Origin of the sequence: Nocardiopsis metallicus (assembly GCF_014201115.1) — a bacterium.
GTDB lineage: Bacteria > Actinomycetota > Actinomycetes > Streptosporangiales > Streptosporangiaceae > Nocardiopsis > Nocardiopsis metallicus.
Window position 1 is genome coordinate 6,798,760 of the sequence record NZ_JACHDO010000001.1, and the last position, 23,237, is coordinate 6,821,996.

General features: G+C 66.5%; 23 protein-coding genes. All 23 read left to right on the forward strand.

The genetic code is table 11. The annotated features are described in order from the left end of the window. Positions 1–367 precede the first annotated feature (367 nt). The 23 genes from rpoB to rpsH all read left to right on the forward strand — a co-directional run bounded on the left by rpoB (position 368) and on the right by rpsH (position 23,231). A complete protein-coding gene (rpoB, locus tag HNR07_RS30010; protein ID WP_184369212.1) occupies positions 368–3,835 on the forward strand; it encodes a DNA-directed RNA polymerase subunit beta in 3,468 nt (1,155 codons plus the stop codon). 34 nt (positions 3,836–3,869) lie between these two features. Beyond that, a complete protein-coding gene (locus tag HNR07_RS30015; RefSeq protein WP_184369216.1) occupies positions 3,870–7,748 on the forward strand; it encodes a DNA-directed RNA polymerase subunit beta' in 3,879 nt (1,292 codons plus the stop codon). A gap of 149 nt (positions 7,749–7,897) precedes the next feature. Then, the gene (locus tag HNR07_RS30020; RefSeq protein WP_184369219.1) at positions 7,898–10,678 is read left to right on the forward strand and encodes a hypothetical protein; all 2,781 of its coding nucleotides are present in this window, start codon (positions 7,898–7,900) and stop codon (positions 10,676–10,678) included. A 471-nt stretch (positions 10,679–11,149) separates the two neighbouring features. After that, entirely contained in the window at positions 11,150–11,521 is a 372-nt protein-coding gene (gene rpsL / locus HNR07_RS30025) for a 30S ribosomal protein S12 (RefSeq protein ID WP_014912437.1), read from the forward strand. 2 nt (positions 11,522–11,523) lie between these two features. Then, the gene (gene rpsG / locus HNR07_RS30030) at positions 11,524–11,994 is read left to right on the forward strand and encodes a 30S ribosomal protein S7 (RefSeq protein ID WP_184369222.1); all 471 of its coding nucleotides are present in this window, start codon (positions 11,524–11,526) and stop codon (positions 11,992–11,994) included. A gap of 45 nt (positions 11,995–12,039) precedes the next feature. Continuing rightward, positions 12,040–14,151, forward strand: a complete 2,112-nt coding sequence (gene fusA, locus HNR07_RS30035; RefSeq protein ID WP_184369225.1) for an elongation factor G — start codon at positions 12,040–12,042, stop codon at positions 14,149–14,151. Between the two features lie 83 nt (positions 14,152–14,234). Continuing rightward, on the forward strand, positions 14,235–15,428 hold the full coding sequence (gene tuf / locus HNR07_RS30040; protein WP_184369229.1) for an elongation factor Tu: 1,194 nt from the start codon (positions 14,235–14,237) through the stop codon (positions 15,426–15,428). Positions 15,429–15,685: 257 nt separating this feature from the next. Next, entirely contained in the window at positions 15,686–15,994 is a 309-nt protein-coding gene (gene rpsJ, locus HNR07_RS30045; RefSeq protein WP_013156110.1) for a 30S ribosomal protein S10, read from the forward strand. A gap of 12 nt (positions 15,995–16,006) precedes the next feature. Continuing rightward, a complete protein-coding gene (rplC, locus tag HNR07_RS30050) occupies positions 16,007–16,657 on the forward strand; it encodes a 50S ribosomal protein L3 (protein WP_184369233.1) in 651 nt (216 codons plus the stop codon). A 3-nt stretch (positions 16,658–16,660) separates the two neighbouring features. Beyond that, complete coding sequence (gene rplD, locus HNR07_RS30055; protein ID WP_017578643.1) at positions 16,661–17,332, forward strand: 50S ribosomal protein L4; 672 nt, start codon at positions 16,661–16,663, stop codon at positions 17,330–17,332. Beyond that, entirely contained in the window at positions 17,329–17,619 is a 291-nt protein-coding gene (gene rplW / locus HNR07_RS30060; RefSeq protein WP_017578642.1) for a 50S ribosomal protein L23, read from the forward strand. The genes rplD and rplW overlap by 4 nt, the downstream gene beginning before the upstream one ends. A 60-nt stretch (positions 17,620–17,679) precedes the next feature. After that, the gene (gene rplB / locus HNR07_RS30065; protein WP_017543004.1) at positions 17,680–18,519 is read left to right on the forward strand and encodes a 50S ribosomal protein L2; all 840 of its coding nucleotides are present in this window, start codon (positions 17,680–17,682) and stop codon (positions 18,517–18,519) included. 12 nt (positions 18,520–18,531) lie between these two features. Further along, positions 18,532–18,810, forward strand: a complete 279-nt coding sequence (gene rpsS / locus HNR07_RS30070; protein WP_017543003.1) for a 30S ribosomal protein S19 — start codon at positions 18,532–18,534, stop codon at positions 18,808–18,810. 74 nt (positions 18,811–18,884) lie between these two features. Further along, entirely contained in the window at positions 18,885–19,253 is a 369-nt protein-coding gene (gene rplV, locus HNR07_RS30075; protein WP_017578640.1) for a 50S ribosomal protein L22, read from the forward strand. After that, the gene (gene rpsC / locus HNR07_RS30080; protein WP_017578639.1) at positions 19,253–20,041 is read left to right on the forward strand and encodes a 30S ribosomal protein S3; all 789 of its coding nucleotides are present in this window, start codon (positions 19,253–19,255) and stop codon (positions 20,039–20,041) included. The genes rplV and rpsC overlap by 1 nt, the downstream gene beginning before the upstream one ends. Before the next feature lie 3 nt (positions 20,042–20,044). After that, entirely contained in the window at positions 20,045–20,458 is a 414-nt protein-coding gene (gene rplP / locus HNR07_RS30085; protein ID WP_017578638.1) for a 50S ribosomal protein L16, read from the forward strand. After that, positions 20,458–20,712, forward strand: a complete 255-nt coding sequence (gene rpmC, locus HNR07_RS30090; protein ID WP_017578637.1) for a 50S ribosomal protein L29 — start codon at positions 20,458–20,460, stop codon at positions 20,710–20,712. Before rplP ends, rpmC begins: the two co-directional genes overlap by 1 nt. Next, positions 20,709–20,981 (forward strand): 30S ribosomal protein S17, encoded by a 273-nt coding sequence (rpsQ, locus tag HNR07_RS30095; RefSeq protein WP_017578636.1) that lies wholly within the window; start codon positions 20,709–20,711, stop codon positions 20,979–20,981. The genes rpmC and rpsQ overlap by 4 nt, the downstream gene beginning before the upstream one ends. 104 nt (positions 20,982–21,085) lie before the next feature. Beyond that, entirely contained in the window at positions 21,086–21,454 is a 369-nt protein-coding gene (gene rplN / locus HNR07_RS30100; RefSeq protein WP_013156121.1) for a 50S ribosomal protein L14, read from the forward strand. 3 nt (positions 21,455–21,457) lie between these two features. Beyond that, a complete protein-coding gene (gene rplX, locus HNR07_RS30105; protein ID WP_184369236.1) occupies positions 21,458–21,763 on the forward strand; it encodes a 50S ribosomal protein L24 in 306 nt (101 codons plus the stop codon). Continuing rightward, on the forward strand, positions 21,763–22,338 hold the full coding sequence (rplE, locus tag HNR07_RS30110; RefSeq protein WP_017578634.1) for a 50S ribosomal protein L5: 576 nt from the start codon (positions 21,763–21,765) through the stop codon (positions 22,336–22,338). The genes rplX and rplE overlap by 1 nt, the downstream gene beginning before the upstream one ends. Positions 22,339–22,351: 13 nt before the next feature. After that, on the forward strand, positions 22,352–22,537 hold the full coding sequence (locus HNR07_RS30115) for a type Z 30S ribosomal protein S14 (RefSeq protein ID WP_017588433.1): 186 nt from the start codon (positions 22,352–22,354) through the stop codon (positions 22,535–22,537). Between the two features lie 295 nt (positions 22,538–22,832). Next, positions 22,833–23,231 (forward strand): 30S ribosomal protein S8, encoded by a 399-nt coding sequence (rpsH, locus tag HNR07_RS30120; RefSeq protein ID WP_026116173.1) that lies wholly within the window; start codon positions 22,833–22,835, stop codon positions 23,229–23,231. The last annotated feature ends 6 nt before the right edge of the window (positions 23,232–23,237 follow it).

Sequence of the window (23,237 nt, forward strand, 5' to 3'; positions counted from 1 at the left end):
GGGTGTCCGTTGGCTCACATCCCCCGTGGGGCCAGGGCAGGCGCGCTGTTTCACCTTGACGGTCCAGGGCTCCCTCCCGGGGAGCGGGCTTGACGGATCGCCCTTCAGGGGTGATCCTGCCGGTGTCGTGAGTGGCGCTGTGGACCGTGAGTGGACAGCGGTGTGGTGTTCGGCTACACTGCTCTTTTGCGCTGCCCTTTGGTGATCCCTGTGTCGGAGTTCGGCTTCCGCCATCCCATTCTTCTGGAATCCGGAAGGCCCGTTCCCGCTCGATGTGACCGTCTCAACCGCGTTGCGGCGGTCCTTCTCGTGACGGATCGTCTGGCGTGCGCGCTTCAACCGCCACAAGCCTTCGGAAGGACCCCTGTTGGCAGCCTCGCGCAACGCCTCCGCTAACGCCCTTGGTCCGCACCGCGTTTCTTTCGCTCGCATTCAGGAACCCCTCGCGGTTCCCAACCTTCTTGCCCTGCAGACCGAGTCGTTCGACTGGCTGCTTGGCAACGACACGTGGAAGACGCGGGTCGAGACGGCCCGCAACGCCGGCCGCAAGGACGTTTCGGAGCAGTCCGGTCTCGAAGAGATCTTCGAGGAGATCAGCCCGATCGAGGACTTCTCGGGCACCATGTCCCTCTCGTTCCGGGATCACCGGTTCGAGCCGCCCAAGTACTCCGAAGAGGAGTGCAAGGACAAGGACATGACGTACTCCGCGCCGATGTTCGTCACGGCGGAGTTCATCAACAACGACACCGGTGAGATCAAGAGCCAGACGGTCTTCATGGGCGACTTCCCGCTCATTACCGTCAAGGGCACCTTCATCATCAACGGCACCGAGCGCGTCGTTGTCTCCCAGCTGGTCCGGTCCCCGGGTGTGTACTTCGACAGCTCCGTCGACAAGACCTCGGACAAGGACCTCTTCGGCTGCAAGGTCATCCCGTCCCGCGGTGCCTGGCTGGAGTTCGAGGTCGACAAGCGCGACTTCGTCGGCGTCCGCATCGACCGCAAGCGCAAGCAGGGCGTCACCGTCCTGCTCAAGGCGCTCGGCTGGACCACCGACCAGATCCTGGAGCGTTTCGGCCAGTACGAGTCGATCCGCAACACCCTGGAGAAGGACCCCACCGCGGGCACCGACGACGCGCTGCTGGACATCTACCGCAAGCTGCGCCCGGGAGAGCCGCCCACGAAGGAGTCGGCCCAGGCGCTGCTGGAGAACCTGTACTTCAACCCCAAGCGCTACGACCTGGCCAAGGTCGGCCGGTACAAGATCAACAAGAAGCTCGGCCTCGACACCGACTTCACCCAGGGGACCCTCACCGAAGAGGACATCGTCGCCACCATCGACTACCTCGTGCGCCTGCACGCCGGTGAGGTCGAGAAGGAAACCGTCCTGGGCATGCGCCCGGTCGAGACCGACGACATCGACCACTTCGGCAACCGTCGCCTGCGCACCGTCGGCGAGCTCATCCAGAACCAGGTCCGCCTGGGTCTGGCCCGGATGGAGCGCGTCGTCCGCGAGCGGATGACCACCCAGGACGTCGAGGCGATCACGCCGCAGACCCTGATCAACATCCGTCCCGTCGTGGCCTCCATCAAGGAGTTCTTCGGCACCTCGCAGCTGTCCCAGTTCATGGACCAGACCAACCCGCTCGCGGGTCTGACCCACAAGCGCCGCCTCTCGGCGCTGGGTCCGGGCGGTCTGTCCCGTGAGCGCGCGGGCTTCGAGGTCCGGGACGTGCACCCGTCCCACTACGGCCGCATGTGCCCGATCGAGACGCCTGAGGGCCCCAACATCGGTCTGATCGGCTCGCTCGCCGCCTACGGCCGGGTGAACTCCTTCGGTTTCGTGGAGACCCCGTACCGCAAGATCATCGACAACAAGGTCTCCGACGAGGTCCACTACCTGACCGCTGACGAAGAGGACCTCTACGTCATCGCGCAGGCGAACACCCCGATGAAGCCGGACGGCACCTTCGCCGAGTCCAGCGTGCTCGTCCGCCGTAAGGGCGGGGAGTTCGAGCAGGTCAGCACCGACGAGGTCGACTACATGGACGTGTCGCCGCGCCAGATGGTGTCGGTCGCCACCGCCATGATCCCGTTCCTGGAGCACGACGACGCCAACCGCGCGCTCATGGGCTCCAACATGCAGCGCCAGGCCGTGCCGCTGCTCCGCGCCGAGTCGCCCTTCGTCGGCACCGGCATGGAGTACCGCGCCGCCACCGACGCCGGTGAGGTGGTCCTCGCCGAGAAGGCCGGTGTCGTCGAGGACGTCACCGCCGACTACGTCACCGTGATGGCTGACGACGGCACGCGCAAGACCTACCGCATGGGCAAGTTCCAGCGCTCCAACCAGGGCACCTGCTTCAACCAGCGACCCATCGTGCACGAGGGTCAGCGCATCGAGGTCAAGCAGGTCCTCGCCGACGGTCCGTCCACGGACCAGGGCGAGATGTCGCTGGGCAAGAACCTCCTCGTGGCGTACATGTCCTGGGAGGGCCACAACTACGAGGACGCGATCATCCTCAGCCAGCGTCTGGTGCAGGACGACGTCCTCTCCTCGATCCACATCGAGGAGCACGAGGTCGACGCCCGTGACACCAAGCTGGGCCCGGAGGAGATCACCCGCGAGATCCCCAACGTCAGCGAGGAGGTCCTGGCCGACCTCGACGACCGGGGCATCATCCGCATCGGCGCCGAGGTCGTCGACGGTGACATCCTCGTCGGCAAGGTCACACCCAAGGGTGAGACCGAGCTGACCCCGGAGGAGCGCCTGCTGCGCGCCATCTTCGGTGAGAAGGCCCGCGAGGTCCGCGACACCTCCCTGAAGGTTCCGCACGGCGAGACCGGCAAGGTCATCGGCGTCCGCGTCTTCAGCCGCGACGAGGGCGACGAGCTCGCCCCCGGCGTCAACGAGATGGTCCGCGTCTACGTGGCCCAGAAGCGCAAGATCACCGATGGTGACAAGCTCGCCGGCCGTCACGGCAACAAGGGCGTCATCTCGAAGATCCTGCCCCAGGAGGACATGCCCTTCCTGGAGGACGGCACGCCCGTCGACATCATCCTCAACCCGCTGGGCGTCCCCGGCCGAATGAACGTCGGCCAGGTGCTCGAAGTCCACTTGGGCTGGCTGGCCAAGAACGGCTGGCTGGTCGAAGGGGTCGAGGAGGAGTGGCAGAAGTCGCTGCACGCGATCGGAGCGGCCGAGGTCGACCCGAACTCGCGCGTGGCCACGCCGGTCTTCGACGGCCTGCACGGTGACGAGCTCAGCGGTCTCATCCAGTCGGTCCGCCCGAACAAGGACGGCAACCGCCTCATCAACGAGGACGGTAAGGCCCGCCTGTTCGACGGCCGCACCGGTGAGCCCTTCGCCGAGCCCATCTCCGTCGGCTACAAGTACATCCTGAAGCTCCACCACCTCGTGGACGACAAGATCCACGCCCGCTCCACCGGCCCGTACTCCATGATCACGCAGCAGCCGCTGGGTGGTAAGGCGCAGTTCGGTGGCCAGCGATTCGGTGAGATGGAGGTCTGGGCGCTGGAGGCCTACGGTGCCGCCTACGCGCTCCAGGAGCTGCTCACCATCAAGTCCGACGACGTGGTGGGTCGCGTCAAGGTCTACGAGGCCATCGTCAAGGGCGAGAACATCCCCGAGCCGGGTATCCCTGAGTCCTTCAAGGTGCTCATCAAGGAGATGCAGTCGCTCTGTCTGAACGTGGAGGTGCTGTCCAGTGACGGTATGTCCATCGAGATGCGGGACAGTGACGAGGACGTCTTCCGCGCCGCGGAAGAACTGGGAATCGACCTGGGCAGGCGAGAGCCGAGCAGTGTCGAAGAGGTCTAACTTCCGCGGAATCCGAGAGCAGGGGACGAATTAAGTGCTCGACGTCAACTTCTTCGACGAGCTGCGGATTGGCCTCGCCACCGCCGACGACATTCGCCAGTGGTCACACGGCGAGGTCAAGAAGCCCGAAACCATCAACTACCGGACCCTCAAGCCGGAGAAGGACGGACTCTTCTGCGAGAAGATCTTCGGTCCGACCCGGGACTGGGAGTGCTACTGCGGCAAGTACAAGCGAGTCCGCTTCAAGGGCATCATCTGTGAGCGCTGCGGCGTCGAGGTGACCCGTGCCAAGGTGCGCCGCGAGCGGATGGGCCACATCGAGCTGGCCGCTCCCGTCACGCACATCTGGTACTTCAAGGGCGTGCCCTCCCGTCTGGGCTACCTGCTGGACCTGGCGCCGAAGGATCTCGAGAAGATCATCTACTTCGCCGCCTACATGGTCACGTGGGTGGACACCGAGGCGCGTGAGCGCGACCTGCAGTCGCTCGAGGCACGGATCTCGGTCGAGAAGCAGCACCTGGAGCAGCGCCGCGACTCCACCATCGAGGAGCGCCACCGCAAGCTCGAGGCCGACCTGGCCGAGCTCGAGGAGCAGGGCGCCAAGGGCGACGCCCGCCGCAAGGTGCGCGAGGGCGCCGAGCGCGAGATGCGCCAGCTGCGCGACCGCGCCCAGCGCGAGATCGACCGCCTCGACGAGGTGTGGAGCCGTTTCAAGAACCTCAAGGTCCAGGACCTCGAGGGCGACGAGATGCTCTACCGCGAGATGCGCGACCGCTTCGGGAAGTACTTCCGCGGCGGCATGGGCGCCCAGGCCATCCAGGACCGCCTGTCCAACTTCGAGCTGGACGAGGAGGCGGAGAAGCTCCGGGAGACCATCCGCACCGGCAAGGGCCAGAAGAAGGCCCGCGCCCTCAAGCGGCTCAAGGTCGTCTCGGCGTTCCTCAACACCACCAACAGCCCCATGGGCATGGTGCTGGACTGCATCCCGGTCATCCCGCCGGACCTGCGTCCGATGGTGCAGCTGGACGGTGGCCGCTTCGCGACCTCCGACCTCAACGACCTGTACCGTCGCGTCATCAACCGGAACAACCGCCTCAAGCGGCTGCTGGACCTCGGTGCGCCCGAGATCATCGTCAACAACGAGAAGCGGATGCTGCAGGAGGCCGTCGACGCGCTGTTCGACAACGGCCGCCGCGGCCGCCCGGTCACCGGTCCCGGTAACCGTCCGCTCAAGTCGCTGTCCGACATGCTCAAGGGCAAGCAGGGCCGTTTCCGTCAGAACCTGCTCGGTAAGCGAGTCGACTACTCCGGCCGTTCGGTCATCGTGGTCGGCCCGCAGCTGAAGCTGCACCAGTGCGGTCTGCCCAAGCAGATGGCCCTGGAGCTCTTCAAGCCGTTCGTGATGAAGCGCCTGGTCGACCTGAACCACGCGCAGAACATCAAGAGCGCCAAGCGCATGGTGGAGCGGTCCCGCCCCGTCGTGTGGGACGTCCTCGAAGAGGTCATCACCGAGCACCCGGTTCTGCTGAACCGTGCTCCCACGCTGCACCGTCTGGGCATCCAGGCCTTCGAGCCGCAGCTGGTCGAGGGCAAGGCCATCCAGATCCACCCGCTCGTGTGCACCGCGTTCAACGCGGACTTCGACGGTGACCAGATGGCCGTCCACCTTCCGCTGTCCGCCGAGGCCCAGGCCGAGGCGCGACTGCTGATGCTGGCGACCAACAACATCCTCAAGCCGTCCGACGGCAAGCCCGTGACCATGCCCACCCAGGACATGATCATCGGTCTGTACTACCTGACGACGGAGCGCGCCGGCGCCGTCGGCGAGGGCCGCGCCTTCCGCTCCCCGGCCGAGGCCATCATGGCCTACGACCTGGGCGCCCTGGACCTGCAGGCCAAGATCCGGCTGCGTATCGCCGACGGCGCTCCCGCGCCCAAGGACTGGACGCCGCCGGAGGGCTGGGAGCCGGGTGACGTCTACGTCCTGGAGACCACTCTGGGCCGGTACCTCTTCAATGAGGCCACCCCGGTGGACTACCCGTACGTCAACTTCCAGGTGGGCAAGAAGCAGATCTCGACGCTGGTCAACGACCTCGCCGAGAACTACCCCAAGGTCCAGGTCGCCACGACCCTGGACGCCCTGAAGGACGCCGGTTACCGCTGGGCCACCCGGTCCGGTCTGACCATCGGTATCGAGGACGTCGTCGCGCCTCCGCGCAAGGCCGAGATCCTCGGTGGCTACGACCGCAAGGCCGACAAGATCCAGCGGGAGTACGACCGCGGTCTGATCACCGACGACGAGCGCCGCCAGGAGCTCACCGAGGTGTGGACCCAGGCCACGGCCGAGGTCGCCAAGAACATGGAGGACAACTTCCCCGCCGACAACCCGGTGTGGATGATGGTCCAGTCCGGTGCGCGCGGTAACCCGATGCAGGTGCGCCAGATCGCCGGTATCCGTGGTCTGGTCTCCAACACCAAGGGTGAGACGATCCCGCGTCCGATCAAGTCCTCCTACCGTGAGGGCCTGTCCGTGCTGGAGTACTTCATCTCCACGCACGGTCAGCGCAAGGGTCTGGCCGACACCGCCCTGCGTACCGCCGACTCGGGTTACCTGACCCGTCGTCTGGTGGACGTCGCGCAGGACGTCATCGTCCGTGAGATCGACTGCGGCACCGACCGTTCGCTCTGGCACGAGATCGGCGAGAAGAACGCCGCCGGTGTCGTCGTGCGCAAGCACAACGTCGAGAACACTGGTTTCGGCCGGACCATCGCCGAGGACACGCTGGACCCCGAGGGCAACCTCGTGCTCCCGGCCCTGTCCGACACCTCCGAGCAGAACATCGACAAGCTGGTCGCCGCCGGGGTCACCCGCGTGCGCATCCGCTCGTCGCTGACCTGTGAGGCGAAGATCGGCGTCTGCACCACCTGCTACGGCCGCTCCATGGCGACCGGCAAGCCGGTGGACGTCGGTGAGGCGATCGGTATCATCGCGGCCCAGTCCATCGGTGAGCCCGGTACCCAGCTGACCATGCGTACCTTCCACATGGGTGGTTCCGCCGGTCAGGACATCACGCACGGTCTGCCCCGTGTCCAGGAGCTCTTCGAGGCCCGTGTCCCGAAGGGTATGGCCCCGATCTCCGAGATGGAGGGCCGGATCCGGATCGACGACACCGAGAAGAGCCGCAAGATCGTCGTCATCCCCGACGACGGCACGGACGAGATCGCCTACCCGGTCCCGATGCGTGCGCAGCTCCTGGTGAGCGACGGCGACCACGTCAAGGTCGGCCAGCAGCTCATCCAGGGTGCGATCAACCCGCACGAGGTGCTTCGCATCCAGGGCCCGCGCGCGGTGCAGCAGCACCTCGTGTCGGAGGTCCAGGACGTGTACAAGTCGCAGGGTGTGTCCATCCACGACAAGCACATCGAGATCATCGTCCGCCAGATGCTCAAGCGAGTGAACATCCTGGAGTCGGGCGACACCGAGCTTCTGCCCGGTGAGATGGTCGAGCGTCCGAAGTTCGAGCGGATCAACCGACGCGTGGTGTCCGAAGGCGGCCAGCCGGCCGCCGGACGCCCGGTGCTGCTGGGTATCACCAAGGCCTCGCTGGCCACGGAGTCCTGGCTGTCGGCGGCCTCCTTCCAGGAGACCACCCGCGTGCTGACCGAGAACGCGATCCACGGCAAGAGCGACCCGCTGCTCGGCCTCAAGGAGAACGTCATCATCGGTAAGCTCATCCCGGCCGGTACCGGCATTCCGCAGTACCGCAACATTCGGGTGGAGCCGACCGAGGAGGCCAAGGCCTCGATGTACTCGGTCTCCGGTTACGAGGAGCCGAGCGAGTACACCTTCGGTCAGGGATCGGGCGAGGCCGTTCCGCTGGAGGAGTACGACTTCGGGCCGTACAACCGGTAAGCGCCAACCTGAACGTTGGCTGAGCTGACGGCGGCGGTCAGCCACCCCCACTGCGGGGGTGGCCCCGCCGCCGTTTTCGTCGTTGTCGGTTCGTACACTGCGGTGCGGACGGGGAGAGGGCGCTACGGCGCCGGCGGGAGAGCAGGCAAGTGACTGAAAACGGGGGCGGAGCACCGGGCAACCGGAGCTCCGAAGCGGACGCGGACTCGTGGTTCAAGCCCAGTGAGAACTGCAACCGCACACAGTCGGAGTACCAGGATCCGCTGGAACAGGAGGGCGCGCCCGAGGGCGACGCCCCCGAGGGGGGTGCGGTCTTCCCGGACAGCGGTGGGTACGCGGGGCTGAGCGCTTCGCGTCCGGCCATGGTCGAGCCCTACCCGGACCTGGGGGCTCCGCCCGCGACGCCTCCGGCGGCACCGCCCGCCACCGGGCAGCCCCCGTACGCCCCCGGCGCCATCTCCTACCCGGGCGCGGGCGCGTCCGCCTACCAGCCGGTCACCCGGATCCCGGGGGAGAGCGACCCGCTGGCGGCCCCGCAGGAGCGTCCGGTGCCCTGGGAGCCGCAGGCGCCCCGTGAGACCGGAGGGTTCCCCGCGGACGAGGGGCCGCGCACCCCCGAAGCTCCGGAAGCACAGGCGGCACCCCGGGCATACGAAGCACCCGCCTACGAAGCACCCGCTTACGAGGCGCCTCCGGCATCCGAGGAACCCGCCCCCACCGGCGGCTACCCGGGTATCGCCGCGAGCGCCGACGTGCCGCTGCCCCCGGAGGGTCCCCAGGGCCCCTCGGAACCGGCGCACGACAGCTGGGCGACCGGCACCACCGACTCGTGGACCCCCGAGCCCGCACCGGAGCGGTTCGAGGCCGAGCGGCCCGCCGAGGGGGAAGGCCGGGCCCCGCGGCCCGAGCGGCCTGAGGACACCTGGACCCCGGAGGCCCTCGCACCCCAGGCACCTCTCCCCGAGGCCGACACCTGGAGCCCGCGGCCCGAGCGGCCCGTCGTGGACGAGCCGTGGAGTCCGGGGCCCGTCGAGGCGGAGGCCTGGGCCCCGCGGCCCGAGCGGGCCGAAGAAGCGTGGGCACCGCCCGCCGAGGCCTCCTGGGCCCCGCAGGCGGCTCCGGAGCCCGCGGCGCCGGCCGTGGACGAGCCGTGGAGTCCGCGGCCCGCCCAGAGCGACTGGACGCCTCCGGCCGAGGAGCTCCGGCAGCCCGAACCGGACCGGGAGCGGCCGGACGAGTGGTCGGGCGCCGGCGGTCTGGACAGCTGGAGCCCCACCCCGGACAGCGGGGACGCCTGGAGGGGCGCGGGCACCACCGAGCCGTGGGCCGACTCGGCCGAGCAGCGGTGGTCCGAGCCCGCCCGCACCCCGCCCCCCACCGGTGACCGGTACGACGACGAGCTCTCCCCGCGGCCCGCGCCGCGGGTCGACGAGCCGACCGCAGCCCCGTCCTACGGCACCGACCGCTACGACGACGAGCTTTCTCCCCCGGCCCCGGCTCCCTCCGACGCGGTGCCCGCCGACGAGGGCGGTCTGGGCAGCGGGAGCGGCAACACCTGGGCCTTCGACCGCGACGACCCGCGCCTGCCGGACGTCGTCCGCGACGCCGAGCGCCGCCGACGGGAGTCGGCCCCGGAGGAGCCCGCCTACGCCGACTGGGGCGTCGCGCCCGAGGGCGAGAACACCGCGCAGAGCGCTCCGGAGCGTGAGAGCGGCCCCGATACGGGCGAGCTGTCCGCCGCCGTGGCCACCTCCGACGACCCCCTGGCAGCCATCGCCGACATGCAGTCGCGGGCCAAGGCCAAGGAACCCCAGGAGGCGGGGGAGGCCGAAACCTGGCCCTCGCGGCCCGAGCGGACCGAGGCCGCCCCCGGGCCCGGGGGCGGGCAGCAGTGGGACGACCACTCCTGGGACGGGCCCGCCCGGGCCGAGGCGGCCTGGGACCAGGACCCGCTCCGGGATCCGCTCCAACAGCCCGAACCCGCCGCCTGGGGCGGGACGCCCGAGGAGGGCGACGAGTCCTGGCGGGGCGGCGAGGGTGCCACCCAGATGTTCACCGCGCCTTCGTTCGAGCAGGCCCCCGAGGCCGATGCTCGCGGTGCGCGGTCCCGGGACCACTCCGAATACGACGAGCTCGGCTTCGACGACCGCGGCCGCGGCGGGCGCGGTTACCCCGACCAGGGTTACGGCGAGCAGGATTACGGCGAGCAGGGCCTCGCCGGTCAGGGCTACACCGACCAGGACCACCGTGACCAGGGTTACGACGACCGCGGCTACGGCGGCTTCGACGGCCCGGACACCGGCCGGGGCTATGACGAGCAGGCCTACGACGACCGTGGCTACGACGACCGCGGCTACGGCGATCAGGGTTACGCCGATGACCAGGGTTACGACCCACAGGGCTACGCCGACCGCGGTCACGAGTCCGACGCCGGTCCGTTCACCGGGGACCGCTTCGACGGGGACCCGGAGATCTCCGAAGCCCCTGAGCGTGCCGGCCGTCCGGCTGGGGATCGCTCCCCGGAAGGGGAGTCGGACTACGAGGACGGTTTCACCCCCGCGGACTACGGGATGCCGGAGCAGCCCAAGCCGGCCAAGCGCCGCCGGGACAAGATCGCCGAGGACTTCCCCGGTTTCGACGAGGCCCGCGACGACGGCGACTACCCCGGTTACGACAGCATCGACTTCCTGGCCGACACCGAGCCCGGGGCGAACGCGACCCTGTGGCTGGGGGTTGCCTCGGTGATCCCGGTCGTCGGCGTGATCACCGCGATCCTCGCGTTGTTCGTCACCGGTCCCAAGGCGAAGAAGGCGATCCGCGAGTCGCGGGGCACCCTCGACGGCCTGGGCCTGATCACCACCGGTACCGTCTTCGCGGTCATCGGTATCGTCGTGACGGTGATCTCCGTCGCGATCTGGTTCGTGGTGTAGCTTCTCGGCCGCTTCCGGTGAACAATGGGTTGTCCGGGGGCGGCCGTTGACTGTTGACGGTCCTCCACCCGCCCTTCGGCGGGAATCTGGGGCGAAACGAGTCTGGAAGCGCGTAGACTGAGGTTGACCCACGGCTACGCGAGATCCGGTTCCGCTTGTCTCGCCATGTCGCACACCGTTTTGACCGCATGTTCGGTTAGCGGTAGCCTGTGTGATTGTGCCCGTGAGTCGACGGGTCACACGTGTGTGTGCGGCGCCCCAGTCCTCCACAGGACGGACAGAAGGCGCGCTGCGCACGTGAACCCCCTCCTGTGAATCGGCCTTCCGGCCGGGTGCGCACCCGTTCGCCATGCGTGGGAACGAGGGCGACACGCCCGACCTCGGGGGTCGGGGAGGTTCGGGAAATTCAGCAGGTCAATAGCGATATCGGCTACGAGAACCGGCGTAGGTCACGAGGAAGACGGAGACGCGGTGCCCACCATCCAGCAGCTGGTCCGCAAGGGCCGACAGGACAAGGTCGCAAAGAACAAGACCCCGGCGCTGAAGGGGAGTCCGCAGCGTCGTGGTGTGTGCACGCGTGTCTACACCACTACGCCGAAGAAGCCGAACTCCGCTCTGCGTAAGGTCGCTCGCGTCAAGCTGAGCAGCGGCATCGAGGTCACGGCCTACATTCCCGGCATTGGTCACAACCTCCAGGAGCACAGCATCGTGCTGGTTCGTGGCGGTCGTGTGAAGGACCTGCCGGGCGTTCGCTACCGAATTGTCCGCGGTTCGCTCGACACCCAGGGTGTCCGAGGCCGCAAGCAGGCCCGTAGCCACTACGGCGCCAAGAAGGAGAAGTAAGCATGCCGCGCAAGGGCCCGGCGCCGAAGCGCCAGCTCATCACCGACCCGGTCTACGGCTCGCCGCTCGTCACCGCACTGATCAACAAGGTGCTCCTCGACGGCAAGCGCTCCATCGCTCAGGCGGTCGTGTACGACGCCCTCGAGGGTGCTCGCGAGAAGACCGGTCAGGACCCGCTCGTCGTTCTCAAGCGAGCCCTGGACAACGTCAAGCCCGCGCTGGAGGTCCGCAGCCGCCGTGTCGGTGGCGCGACCTACCAGGTGCCGGTCGAGGTTCGCGCCTCCCGGTCCACCACGCTGGCCCTGCGCTGGCTGGTCTCCTACTCGCGTCAGCGTCGTGAGAAGACCATGACCGAGCGTCTGATGAACGAGCTGGTTGACGCCAGCAACGGTCTGGGCGCGGCTGTCAAGAAGCGTGAGGACACGCACAAGATGGCCGAGTCGAACAAGGCCTTCGCCCACTACCGCTGGTAATCCCGCGGCGAATCGATTCCTTGAGACCTAGGGAAGACGAGCCTCATGGCTAAGACTTTGCTTGACCTGGCCAAGGTCCGCAACATCGGCATCATGGCCCACATCGACGCGGGCAAGACGACGACGACCGAGCGGATCCTCTACTACACCGGTGTGACCCACAAGGTGGGCGAGGTCCACGATGGCGCTGCCACCATGGACTGGATGAAGGAGGAGCAGGAGCGGGGTATCACCATTACCTCGGCTGCTACCACCACCCACTGGGACGACCACACCATCAACATCATCGACACGCCCGGCCACGTCGACTTCACGGTCGAGGTCGAGCGGTCGCTGCGTGTGCTCGACGGTGCCGTCGCGGTCTTCGACGCCAAGGAAGGCGTGGAGCCCCAGTCGGAGCAGGTCTGGCGTCAGGCCGACCGTTACAAGGTCCCGCGGATCTGCTTCGTCAACAAGATGGACAAGATCGGCGCCGAGTTCCAGCGCTGTGTCGACATGTTCCGTGAGCGCCTCGGCGCGAACGCCATGCCGATCCAGCTGAACATCGGTGCCGAGAGCGACTTCAAGGGCGTCATCGACCTCGTGAAGATGAAGGCCTACGTCTGGAACGACGAGGCCGCGCTCGGCGAGATGTACGACACCGTCGACATCCCCGAGACTCACACCGAGGCCGCCCGCGAGGCTCGCGACCAGTTCATCGAGACGCTGGCCGAGGCCGACGACGAGATCATGGAGCTGTACCTCGAGGGCAAGGAGCCCACCGAGGAGCAGCTGGTTCCCGCGATCCGTCGCGCCACCATCGCCGGCACCGCGATCCCGATCGTCTGCGGCACCGCGTTCAAGAACAAGGGCGTCCAGCCCCTGCTCGACGCGGTCACCGCCTACCTCCCCTCGCCCCTGGACGTGGACGCCATCGAGGGCCACGACCCCAAGGACGAGACCGAGGAGACGAAGCTCGAGCGCAAGCCGAGCGTCGACGAGCCGATGTCCGCTCTGGTCTTCAAGATCATGAGCGACCCGCACCTGGGCAAGCTCACCTACGTGCGCATCTACTCGGGTGTCCTCACTGCCGGTACCCAGGTTCTGAACAGCCTGAAGGGCCGCAAGGAGCGCATCGGCAAGATCTACCGCATGCACTCCAACAAGCGTGAGGAGATCGCCGAGGCGGGCGCGGGCGACATCGTCGCGGTCATGGGTCTGAAGGACACCACGACCGGTGAGACGCTCTGCGACCAGTCGGCTCCGATCGTCCTGGAGTCCATGACCTTCCCGGCTCCGGTCATCGAGGTGGCCATCGAGCCGAAGACCAAGAGCGACCAGGAGAAGCTGGGCATCGCGATCCAGCGTCTGGCCGACGAGGACCCCTCCTTCCAGGTGGCCTCGGACGAGCAGACCGGTCAGACCGTGATCTCCGGCATGGGCGAGCTGCACCTCGAGGTGCTGGTCAACCGTATGCGCGACGAGTTCAAGGTCGAGGCGAACATCGGTAAGCCCCAGGTGGCCTACCGAGAGACCATTCGCAAGAAGGTCGAAGGCCACGTCTACACCCACAAGAAGCAGACCGGTGGGTCGGGCCAGTTCGCCAAGGTCAAGATCGACCTTGAGCCGCTCGTGGCCGAAGAGGGCGACGCGTCCGGGTACGAGTTCGTCAACGCCGTCACCGGTGGCCGCATCCCCCGGGAGTACATCCCGTCGGTGGACGCCGGTTGCCAGGAGGCCGCTGAGCTGGGTGTGCTCGCGCACTACCCGCTCGTCGGCATCAAGGTGACGCTGCAGGACGGTCAGTACCACGACGTCGACTCCTCCGAGATGGCGTTCAAGACCGCTGGTTCGATGGCCTTCAAGGAGGCCGTCAAGCTCGCGAAGCCGACGCTGCTCGAGCCGGTCATGGCCGTCGAGGTCACGACGCCCGAGGAGTACATGGGCGACGTGATCGGTGACCTGAACTCCCGTCGTGGACAGATCCAGTCCATGGACGAGCGTTCCGGGGTCCGGGTCGTCAAGGCCCAGGTGCCCCTTTCGGAAATGTTCGGCTACGTGGGTGACCTGCGCAGCCGTACGCAGGGTCGAGCCAACTACTCGATGGTGTTCGACTCCTACGCGGAAGTTCCGTCCGCTGTCGCCACCGAAATTGTGGCGAAGGTTCGCGGCGAATAGCCGCGAACACGAAACCAGGCTGTTCCCCGTGCCCGCGGGGTTGGACCACAGTCAGATAGATCTGTACGTCTAGGAGATTTCCAGTGGCGAAGGAAAAGTTCGAGCGGACTAAGCCGCACGTCAACATCGGCACCATCGGTCACATTGACCACGGCAAGACCACGCTGACCGCGGCCATCACCAAGGTGCTGCACGACGCGTACCCGGAGCTGAACCCGTTCACCCCGTTCGAGGACATCGACAACGCTCCTGAGGAGCGCGAGCGCGGCATCACCATCTCCGTCGCTCACGTCGAGTACCAGACCGAGGCGCGTCACTACGCTCACGTCGACTGCCCCGGTCACGCTGACTACGTGAAGAACATGATCACGGGTGCCGCGCAGATGGACGGCGCGATCCTGGTCGTGGCCGCCACCGACGGCCCGATGCCGCAGACCAAGGAGCACGTCCTCCTTGCTCGCCAGGTCGGCGTCCCCGCCATCGTCGTCGCCCTGAACAAGGCCGACATGGTGGACGACGAGGAGATCTTCGAGCTCGTCGAGCTCGAGGTGCGTGAGCTCCTCAGCGAGTACGAGTTCCCCGGCGACGACGTCCCGGTCACCAAGGTCTCGGCGCTCAAGGCGCTCGAGGGCGACGCCGAGTGGGGCAAGTCCGTCCTGGAGCTCATGGGCACGGTCGACAGCTTCATTCCGGAGCCCGAGCGTGACACCGAGAAGCCCTTCCTCATGCCGATCGAGGACGTCTTCTCGATCACCGGTCGCGGCACCGTCGTCACCGGTCGTATCGAGCGCGGCATCGTCAACGTCAACGAGACCGTTGACATCGTCGGCATCAAGGAAGAGAAGCAGACCACCACCGTCACCGGTGTTGAGATGTTCCGCAAGCTGCTCGACCAGGGCCAGGCCGGCGACAACGTCGGTCTGCTCCTGCGCGGCATCAAGCGCGAGGACGTCGAGCGCGGCCAGGTCGTGATCAAGCCCGGCACGACCACCCCGCACACCGAGTTCGAGGGCCAGGTCGTCATCCTGTCCAAGGACGAGGGTGGCCGCCACACGCCGTTCTTCAACAACTACCGTCCGCAGTTCTACTTCCGCACCACCGACGTCACCGGCGTCGTGACGCTGCCGGAGGGCACGGAGATGGTCATGCCCGGTGACAACACCGAGATGACCGTCAACCTGATCCAGCCGGTCGCGATGGAAGAGGGCCTCAAGTTCGCCATCCGTGAGGGTGGCCGGACCGTGGGCGCGGGTCGCGTCACGAAGATCCTCAAGTAGCACACAAGTTGGGGTGGCCCCATTCGGAGCCGCCCCAGCGCGGTGGGTGGGCCGCTACGAGGCGGCCCGCCCACCCACACTCAAGACGTCATCGGGCTCTGTGACGGTGACGCACCGCAGGGGCAAGCCCTGTTGCGGTTTCTCAAGGGAATAGGGGCTCACGGCCAACACGCCGGCGGATTTCGCCGACGGGCCTGGGCGTCTGTGCCCGGACAGCTCACCGTTACGGACACTGAAGCGAAGGACGAACAGGCCACATGGCGGGACAGAAGATCCGCATTCGGCTAAAGGCCTATGACCACGAGGTCATCGACAGCTCGGCGCGCAAGATCGTTGAGACTGTGACGCGAACTGGCGCACAGGTCGCGGGCCCGGTGCCGCTGCCGACGGAAAAGAACGTTTACTGCGTTATCCGATCGCCGCACAAGTACAAGGACTCGCGCGAGCACTTCGAGATGCGCACCCACAAGCGGCTGATCGACATCATCGACCCCACGCCGAAGACGGTCGACTCGCTCATGCGACTCGACCTCCCGGCTGGCGTTGACATCGAGATCAAGCTTTAAGGACGCACTGACATGGCCACCAAGCAGATCAAGGGAGTTCTGGGCGAAAAGCTCGGCATGACCCAGGTCTTCGACGACGCGGGCAAGATGGTGCCCGTGACCGTCCTGAAGGCCGGTCCGTGCGTCGTGAGCCGCATCCGGACTCCGGACACCGATGGCTACTCCGCCATCCAGCTCGGCTACGGGCAGATCAACCCGCGCAAGGTGAACAAGCCCCTGGGCGACTACCTCCGCGCGAACGACCTGACCCCGCGCCGGCACTACGTCGAGGTGCGCACCACCGACGCCTCCGAGTACACGCTCGGCCAGGAGGTCGACGCCGCCGCGTTCGAGACCGGCCAGAAGGTCGACGTCACGGGCAAGAGCAAGGGCAAGGGTTTCGCCGGTGTGATGAAGCGCCACGGTTTCCGTGGTCTCTCCGCCTCGCACGGCACCCAGCGCAAGCACCGCTCGCCCGGTTCCATCGGCGGCTGCGCCACACCCGGCCGCGTTTTCAAGGGCATGCGGATGGCCGGGCGCATGGGCAACGTGCGCAAGACCGTCCAGAACCTGACCGTTCACTCTGTGGACGCGGAGAAGGGCCTCATCCTGGTCAAGGGTGCTGTCCCCGGTCCCAACGGCGGTCTGGTGCTCGTCCGCACCGCTGTGAAGGGGGACAAGTAAGTCATGGCCCAGATCGAGGTCAAGAACCCCGAGGGCGGCTCCAAGGGCAGCGTTGAGCTCCCCGAGTCCGTCTTCGCCCAGCAGGTCAGCATTCCGCTGATCCACCAGGTCGTGAACGGCCAGCTGGCCGCCGGCCGGCAGGGCACGCACGCCACCAAGACCCGCGGCGAGGTTCGCGGCGGTGGCAAGAAGCCCTACCGCCAGAAGGGAACCGGTCGCGCCCGTCAGGGCTCGATCCGCGCCCCGCAGTACACCGGCGGTGGCACCGTTCACGGTCCCCAGCCGCGTGACTACAGCCAGCGGACCCCCAAGAAGATGAAGGCCGCCGCCCTGCGCGGTGCCCTCTCCGACCGGGCCAACCACGGCCGCATCCACGTCATCAGCACGTTCATCGCTGAGGACGCGGAGAGCAAGTTCACGCAGACCGCTCTGAAGTCGCTGCGTCAGGTCACCGAGTCCGACAAGGTTCTCGTCGTCCTGGCCCGCGAGGACGAGCACAACCGGCGCGCCCTGCGCAACCTCGAAGAGGTCCACATCCTCGACGCGGACCAGGTGAACACCTACGACGTCCTGTACTCGGACGACGTGGTCTTCACCGAGGCGGGCTACGCCGAGTTCCTGGCCCACGCGGCCGGTACCTCGAAGGCCGCTGAGTCCGAGGAGGACGACCAGTGAGGATCGCCGACCACCGGGACATCATCGTCGAGCCGGTGATCTCCGAGAAGAGCTACGGGCTCATGGACGAGAACAAGTACACGTTCATCGTTCGCCCGGACGCCAACAAGACCCAGATCAAGATCGCGATCGAGAAGATCTTCGAGGTGAAGGTCACGAGCGTGAACACGATCAACCGGAAGGGTAAGCGCAAGCGCACCCGTTTCGGTTTCGGGAAGCGTCCCGACACCAAGCGCGCGATCGTCAGCGTGGCCGAGGGCCAGCGGATCGACATCTTCGGTGTCTAGGACCTCCCCGAGGTCTGACCGCTACATGTCAAGCAACACGTAAAGGAATGCGCGAAGAAGATGGGCATTCGTAAGTACAAGCCGACGACGCCGGGTCGTCGCGGCTCCAGCGTGAGCGACTTCGTCGAGATCACGCGCTCGGAGCCGGAGAAGTCCCTGGTCCGTCCGCTTCACTCCAAGGGCGGTCGTAACGGCCACGGCCGGATCACCGCTCGTCACCAGGGTGGTGGCCACAAGCGCGCCTACCGCGTGATCGACTTCCGTCGTCACGACAAGGACGGCGTTCCGGCCAAGGTCGCTCACATCGAGTACGACCCCAACCGCACCGCTCGCATCGCTCTGCTGCACTACGTGGACGGTGAGAAGCGCTATATTCTGGCGCCCGCCGGCCTCAAGCAGGGCGACAAGATCGAGAACGGCCCCCAGTCCGACATCAAGCCGGGCAACTGCCTCCCGCTGCGCAACATCCCCACGGGTACGTTCGTGCACGCGGTCGAGCTGAAGCCCGGTGGCGGTGCCAAGCTGGGTCGTTCCGCGGGGTCGCAGATCCAGCTCCTCGCCAAGGAAGGCCGTTACGCCACGCTGCGTATGCCCTCCGGCGAGATGCGCATGGTCGAGATCTCGTGCCGCGCCACGGTTGGTCAGGTCGGCAACGCCGAGCAGTCCAACATCAACTGGGGCAAGGCCGGCCGCTCGCGGTGGAAGGGCAAGCGCCCGACCGTCCGTGGTGTGGTCATGAACCCGGTCGACCACCCGCACGGTGGTGGTGAGGGCAAGACCTCCGGTGGTCGTCACCCGGTCAGCCCCTGGGGCAAGAAGGAAGGCCGGACCCGGGCCAAGAACAAGGCCAGCGACAAGCTGATCGTGCGGCGTCGGCGTAGCGGTAAGAAGAAGCGGTAAGGAGCACGTCTGATGCCACGTAGCCTTAAGAAGGGTCCCTTCGTCGACGACCACCTCATCAAGAAGGTGGAAGTTCAGAACGAGAAGGGGACCAAGAACGTCATCAAGACGTGGTCCCGGCGATCCATGATTGTCCCGGAGATGATCGGTCACACGATCGCCGTCCACGACGGCCGCAAGCACGTTCCGGTGTTCGTGTCGGAGTCGATGGTCGGCCACAAGCTCGGTGAGTTCGCTCCCACGCGTACTTTCCGTAGCCACGTCAAGGACGACCGCCGCAGCCGCCGCTAGCGGTTGCAGCAGTTGTAAGAACCATTTTCTCCACGGTGAGTGGGGAAGGAATTTCCGTGAGCGAGGGAAAAGCGATGGGAACGAGGGCACAGGCGCGGTTCGTCCGCGTTACGCCCCGAAAGGCTCGCCGGGTGGCGGACCTTATTCGCGGGTTGCCCGCTGACGAGGCACAGGCGGTGCTCCGGTTCGCGCCCCAGTCGGCGAGCGAGCCCGTTGGCAAGGTGCTGGCTAGCGCCATCGCCAACGCTGAGCACAACGACAAGCTGGACCGTGAGTCCCTGGTGGTCGAGCGCGTGTGGGTGGACGAGGGTCCGACCCTGAAGCGCATTCGCCCCCGAGGCTTCGGCCGGGCTTTCCGAGTCACGAAGCGCACGAGCCACATCACCGTGGTCGTCGCTGAGAACTCGGGCGCCTCGTCCAAGACGAAGGAAAGGACCCGATAGTGGGGCAGAAGGTAAACCCGCACGGGTTCCGCCTCGGCATCACCACCGACTTCAAGAGCCGTTGGTACGCCGACAAGTCCTACAAGGACTACGTCAAGGAAGACGTCGCGATCCGTCGGATGCTGACCCGTGGCATGGAGCGCGCGGGCATCTCCAAGGTCGAGATCGAGCGTACCCGTGACCGTGTTCGCGTGGACGTCTACACCGCCCGGCCGGGCATTGTCATCGGCCGCCGCGGCGTTGAGGCCGACCGGATCCGTACGGACCTGGAAAAGCTCACCGGCAAGCAGGTGCAGCTGAACGTCTTCGAGGTCAAGAACCCCGAGATCGACGCGCAGCTCGTCGCCCAGGGCGTCGCTGAGCAGCTGAGCAGCCGCGTGGCTTTCCGCCGCGCGATGCGCAAGGCCATGCAGAGCGCCATGAAGAGTGGCGCCAAGGGTATTCGTATCCAGTGCGGTGGTCGTCTGGGTGGGGCTGAGATGTCCCGCTCGGAGTTCTACCGCGAGGGTCGCGTCCCGCTGCACACGCTGCGCGCCGACATCGACTACGGCTTCTTCGAGGCCCGTACGACGTTCGGTCGCATCGGCGTCAAGGTGTGGATCTACAAGGGCGACGCCCCTGTCACCCGCGCCGAGCGCGAGGCCGCTCAGGCCGCCGCGCGCACCGCCGGTGGCGGTCAGCGCCGTGAGCGTCCGCAGCGCCGCCGTCGCGGCGGTGCCGCTGGCGCCCCGAACACCGACGCCAAGGCTGGTGCTTCGGCCGAGGCCCCGAAGACCGAGGGGAGCTAACCGATGCTTATTCCTCGTAAGGTGAAGTACCGGAAGCAGCACCACCCGGACCTTCGCGGCAAGGCCCAGCGCGGTACCACGGTCGCCTTCGGCGAGTTCGGTATCCAGGCGCTGGAGTCGGCCTACGTGACGAACCGTCAGATCGAGTCCGCTCGTATCGCCATGACGCGTCACATCAAGCGTGGCGGCAAGGTGTGGATCAACATCTTCCCGGACCGTCCGCTGACGAAGAAGCCCGCCGAGGTCCGCATGGGCTCCGGTAAGGGTTCGCCCGAGTGGTGGGTCGCTCCGGTCAAGCCGGGTCGTGTGATGTTCGAGCTGTCGGGCGTGCCCGAGGCCATCGCGAAGGAAGCGATGCGCCGTGCGATGCACAAGCTCCCGATGAAGTGCAAGTTTGTTAAGCGGGAGGGGGAGTGATGGCGAAGTCCGTGACTGCCCATGAGCTGCGCGACCAGTCCGTCGAGGACCTGGTCACCAAGCTCAAGGAAGCCAAGGAAGAGCTCTTCAACCTCCGCTTCCAGGCCGCTACCGGCCAGCTCGACAACCACAGCCGTCTTCGTACCGTCAAGCGCGAGATCGCGCGGATCTACACGGTGCTGCGCGAGCACGAGCTGGGCATCGTCCAGCTGTCTGGTGAGTCGGCTGAGGAGACGAAGGAAGCAGCCGAATGAGTGAGAACCAGACTGACACGCGCAACTACCGCAAGGTGCGCGAGGGCTACGTCGTCAGCGACAAGATGGACAAGACCGTCGTTGTCGAGGTTGAGGACCGCGTCAAGCACGCCCTGTACGGAAAGGTCATCCGTCGGACGACCAAGTACAAGGCGCATGACGAGGCGAACTCCGCTGGCGTCGGCGACCGGGTCCGCATGATGGAGACCCGGCCGCTCTCCGCGACGAAGCGTTGGCGCGTCGTGGAGATCCTGGAGAAGGCTAAGTAACCCCAGCCTGTTGGCGGCCGGCACGAGTTGTCGGCCGCCGACGCGAGGGGTGAGACCACCTAGCCGTGCGGCAGTGGACCGCACGCATCACATCAGGAGCAGACGTGATTCAGCAGGAGTCGCGACTCAAGGTCGCTGACAACACGGGTGCCAAGGAGATCCTTACCATCCGTGTTCTCGGTGGCTCGGGTCGGCGCTACGCCGGTATTGGTGACACCATCGTCGCCACGGTGAAGGACGCCCTGCCTGGCGCTGGAGTCAAGAAGGGCGACGTCGTCAAGGCCGTTGTCGTGCGCACCGTCAAGGAGCGCCGCCGGCCCGACGGCTCCTACATCCGCTTCGATGAGAACGCTGCCGTGCTCATCAAGGACGGTGGGGACCCGCGAGGCACCCGCATCTTCGGCCCGGTCGGCCGTGAGCTGCGTGACAAGAAGTACATGCGCATTATTTCGCTGGCGCCGGAGGTGCTCTAAGCGATGAAGATCAAATCTGGCGACGAGGTCATCGTTCTCGCCGGCAAGGACAAGGGTGCCACCGGCAAGGTCGTCAAGGCCATGCCCAAGGAAGACCGTGTCATCGTCGAGGGCGTCAACCTGGTCAAGAAGCACAGGAAGGCCAACCCGGCCGGCGGCCAGCAGGGCGAGGTCGTCACCAAGGAGGCCCCCCTCCACGTGAGCAATGTCGCGCTCGCGGAGGACGGCAAGGCCACCCGGGTCGGCTACCGCTTCGAGGAAGACGGAACCAAGGTTCGCGTCTCCCGTCGCACCGGTAAGGACATCTGATGACGGTTACGAACGACATCACCGCCCCTCCGATGCCGCGACTCAAGGAGAAGTACCGCAACGAGATCGCTGCGGGCCTCAAGGACGAGTTCGACATCGCCAACGTCATGCAGATCCCCGGTCTCACGAAGATCGTGGTCAACATGGGCGTGGGCGAGGCGGCTCGTGACGCGAAGCTGATCCAGGGTGCTATCGCCGACATCACGGCGATCACCGGTCAGAAGCCCAAGGTCAACCGCGCCAAGAACTCCATCGCGCAGTTCAAGCTGCGCGAGGGTCAGCCGATCGGCGTCACTGTGACGCTGCGCGGCGACCGCATGTGGGAGTTCCTCGACCGGCTGCTCTCGCTGGCCCTGCCTCGGATCCGGGACTTCCGTGGTCTTTCCCCGAAGCAGTTCGACGGGAACGGCAACTACACGTTCGGTCTGACCGAGCAGGTCATGTTCCACGAGGTCGACCCGGACAAGGTCGACCGCCAGCGTGGGATGGACATCACGGTTGTCACGACGGCGACCACCAACGAACAGGGCCGCAGTCTGCTCAAGCGGCTCGGTTTCCCGTTCAAGGAAGCCTGAGGGGTTACCACAGATGGCTAAGAAGTCCCTGATCGCGAAGTCGCAGCGGAAGCCGAAGTTCGGCGTTCGCGCGTATACTCGATGCTCCAGGTGCGGCCGCCCCCGCGCCGTCTTCCGGAAGTTCGGCCTGTGCCGTATCTGCTTCCGCGAGATGGCTCACAAGGGTGAGCTGCCCGGTATCACCAAGTCGAGCTGGTAGTTTCCGGTGGGGCCGATCATGCGCGCTAGCGCGGTCGGCCCCCCGAAGCGCCGCCTCGGTTATTCGGTGGCTCTATAGCAGTGCCCGCGACCGCCTCCTCTGGTTTGTCTCCTGGAGGCGGGCCCGCGGTCCGGCAACATCCATTCATCAGGGCACGGCAGTCCCGGGAGGGACCGCGGTGCCCACGACCACGCCGTAGGTCCTGTTTGTGCACTCCCCGGGGGCGACCCCGCAGGGAGGCAGGCTCTGGGAAAGCCCGCACTCGGAAACCGCGGTGAGGAAGGGCCAGTCGGCCATGACGATGACCGACCCGATCGCAGACATGCTGACACGTCTGCGTAACGCGAATTCGGCATACCACGACACCGTGACGATGCCGTATTCCAAGATCAAGGCGCACATCGCCGAGATCCTCCAGCAGGAGGGCTTTATTCAGGGCTGGCGTGCCGAGGAGGCCCCTGTGGGCCAGAGCCTCGTCCTCGACCTGAAGTACGGCCCCACCCGTGAGCGTTCCATCGCGGGCATCCGCCGGGTCTCCAAGCCCGGCCTCCGCGTGTACGCGAAGAAGGAGAACCTTCCGCGTGTGCTGGGTGGCCTCGGTGTGGCGATCATTTCGACGTCCGGTGGCCTGATGACTGACAAGCAGGCCAAGAAGCGTGGCGTGGGCGGCGAAGTCCTCGCTTACGTCTGGTAACTAGGG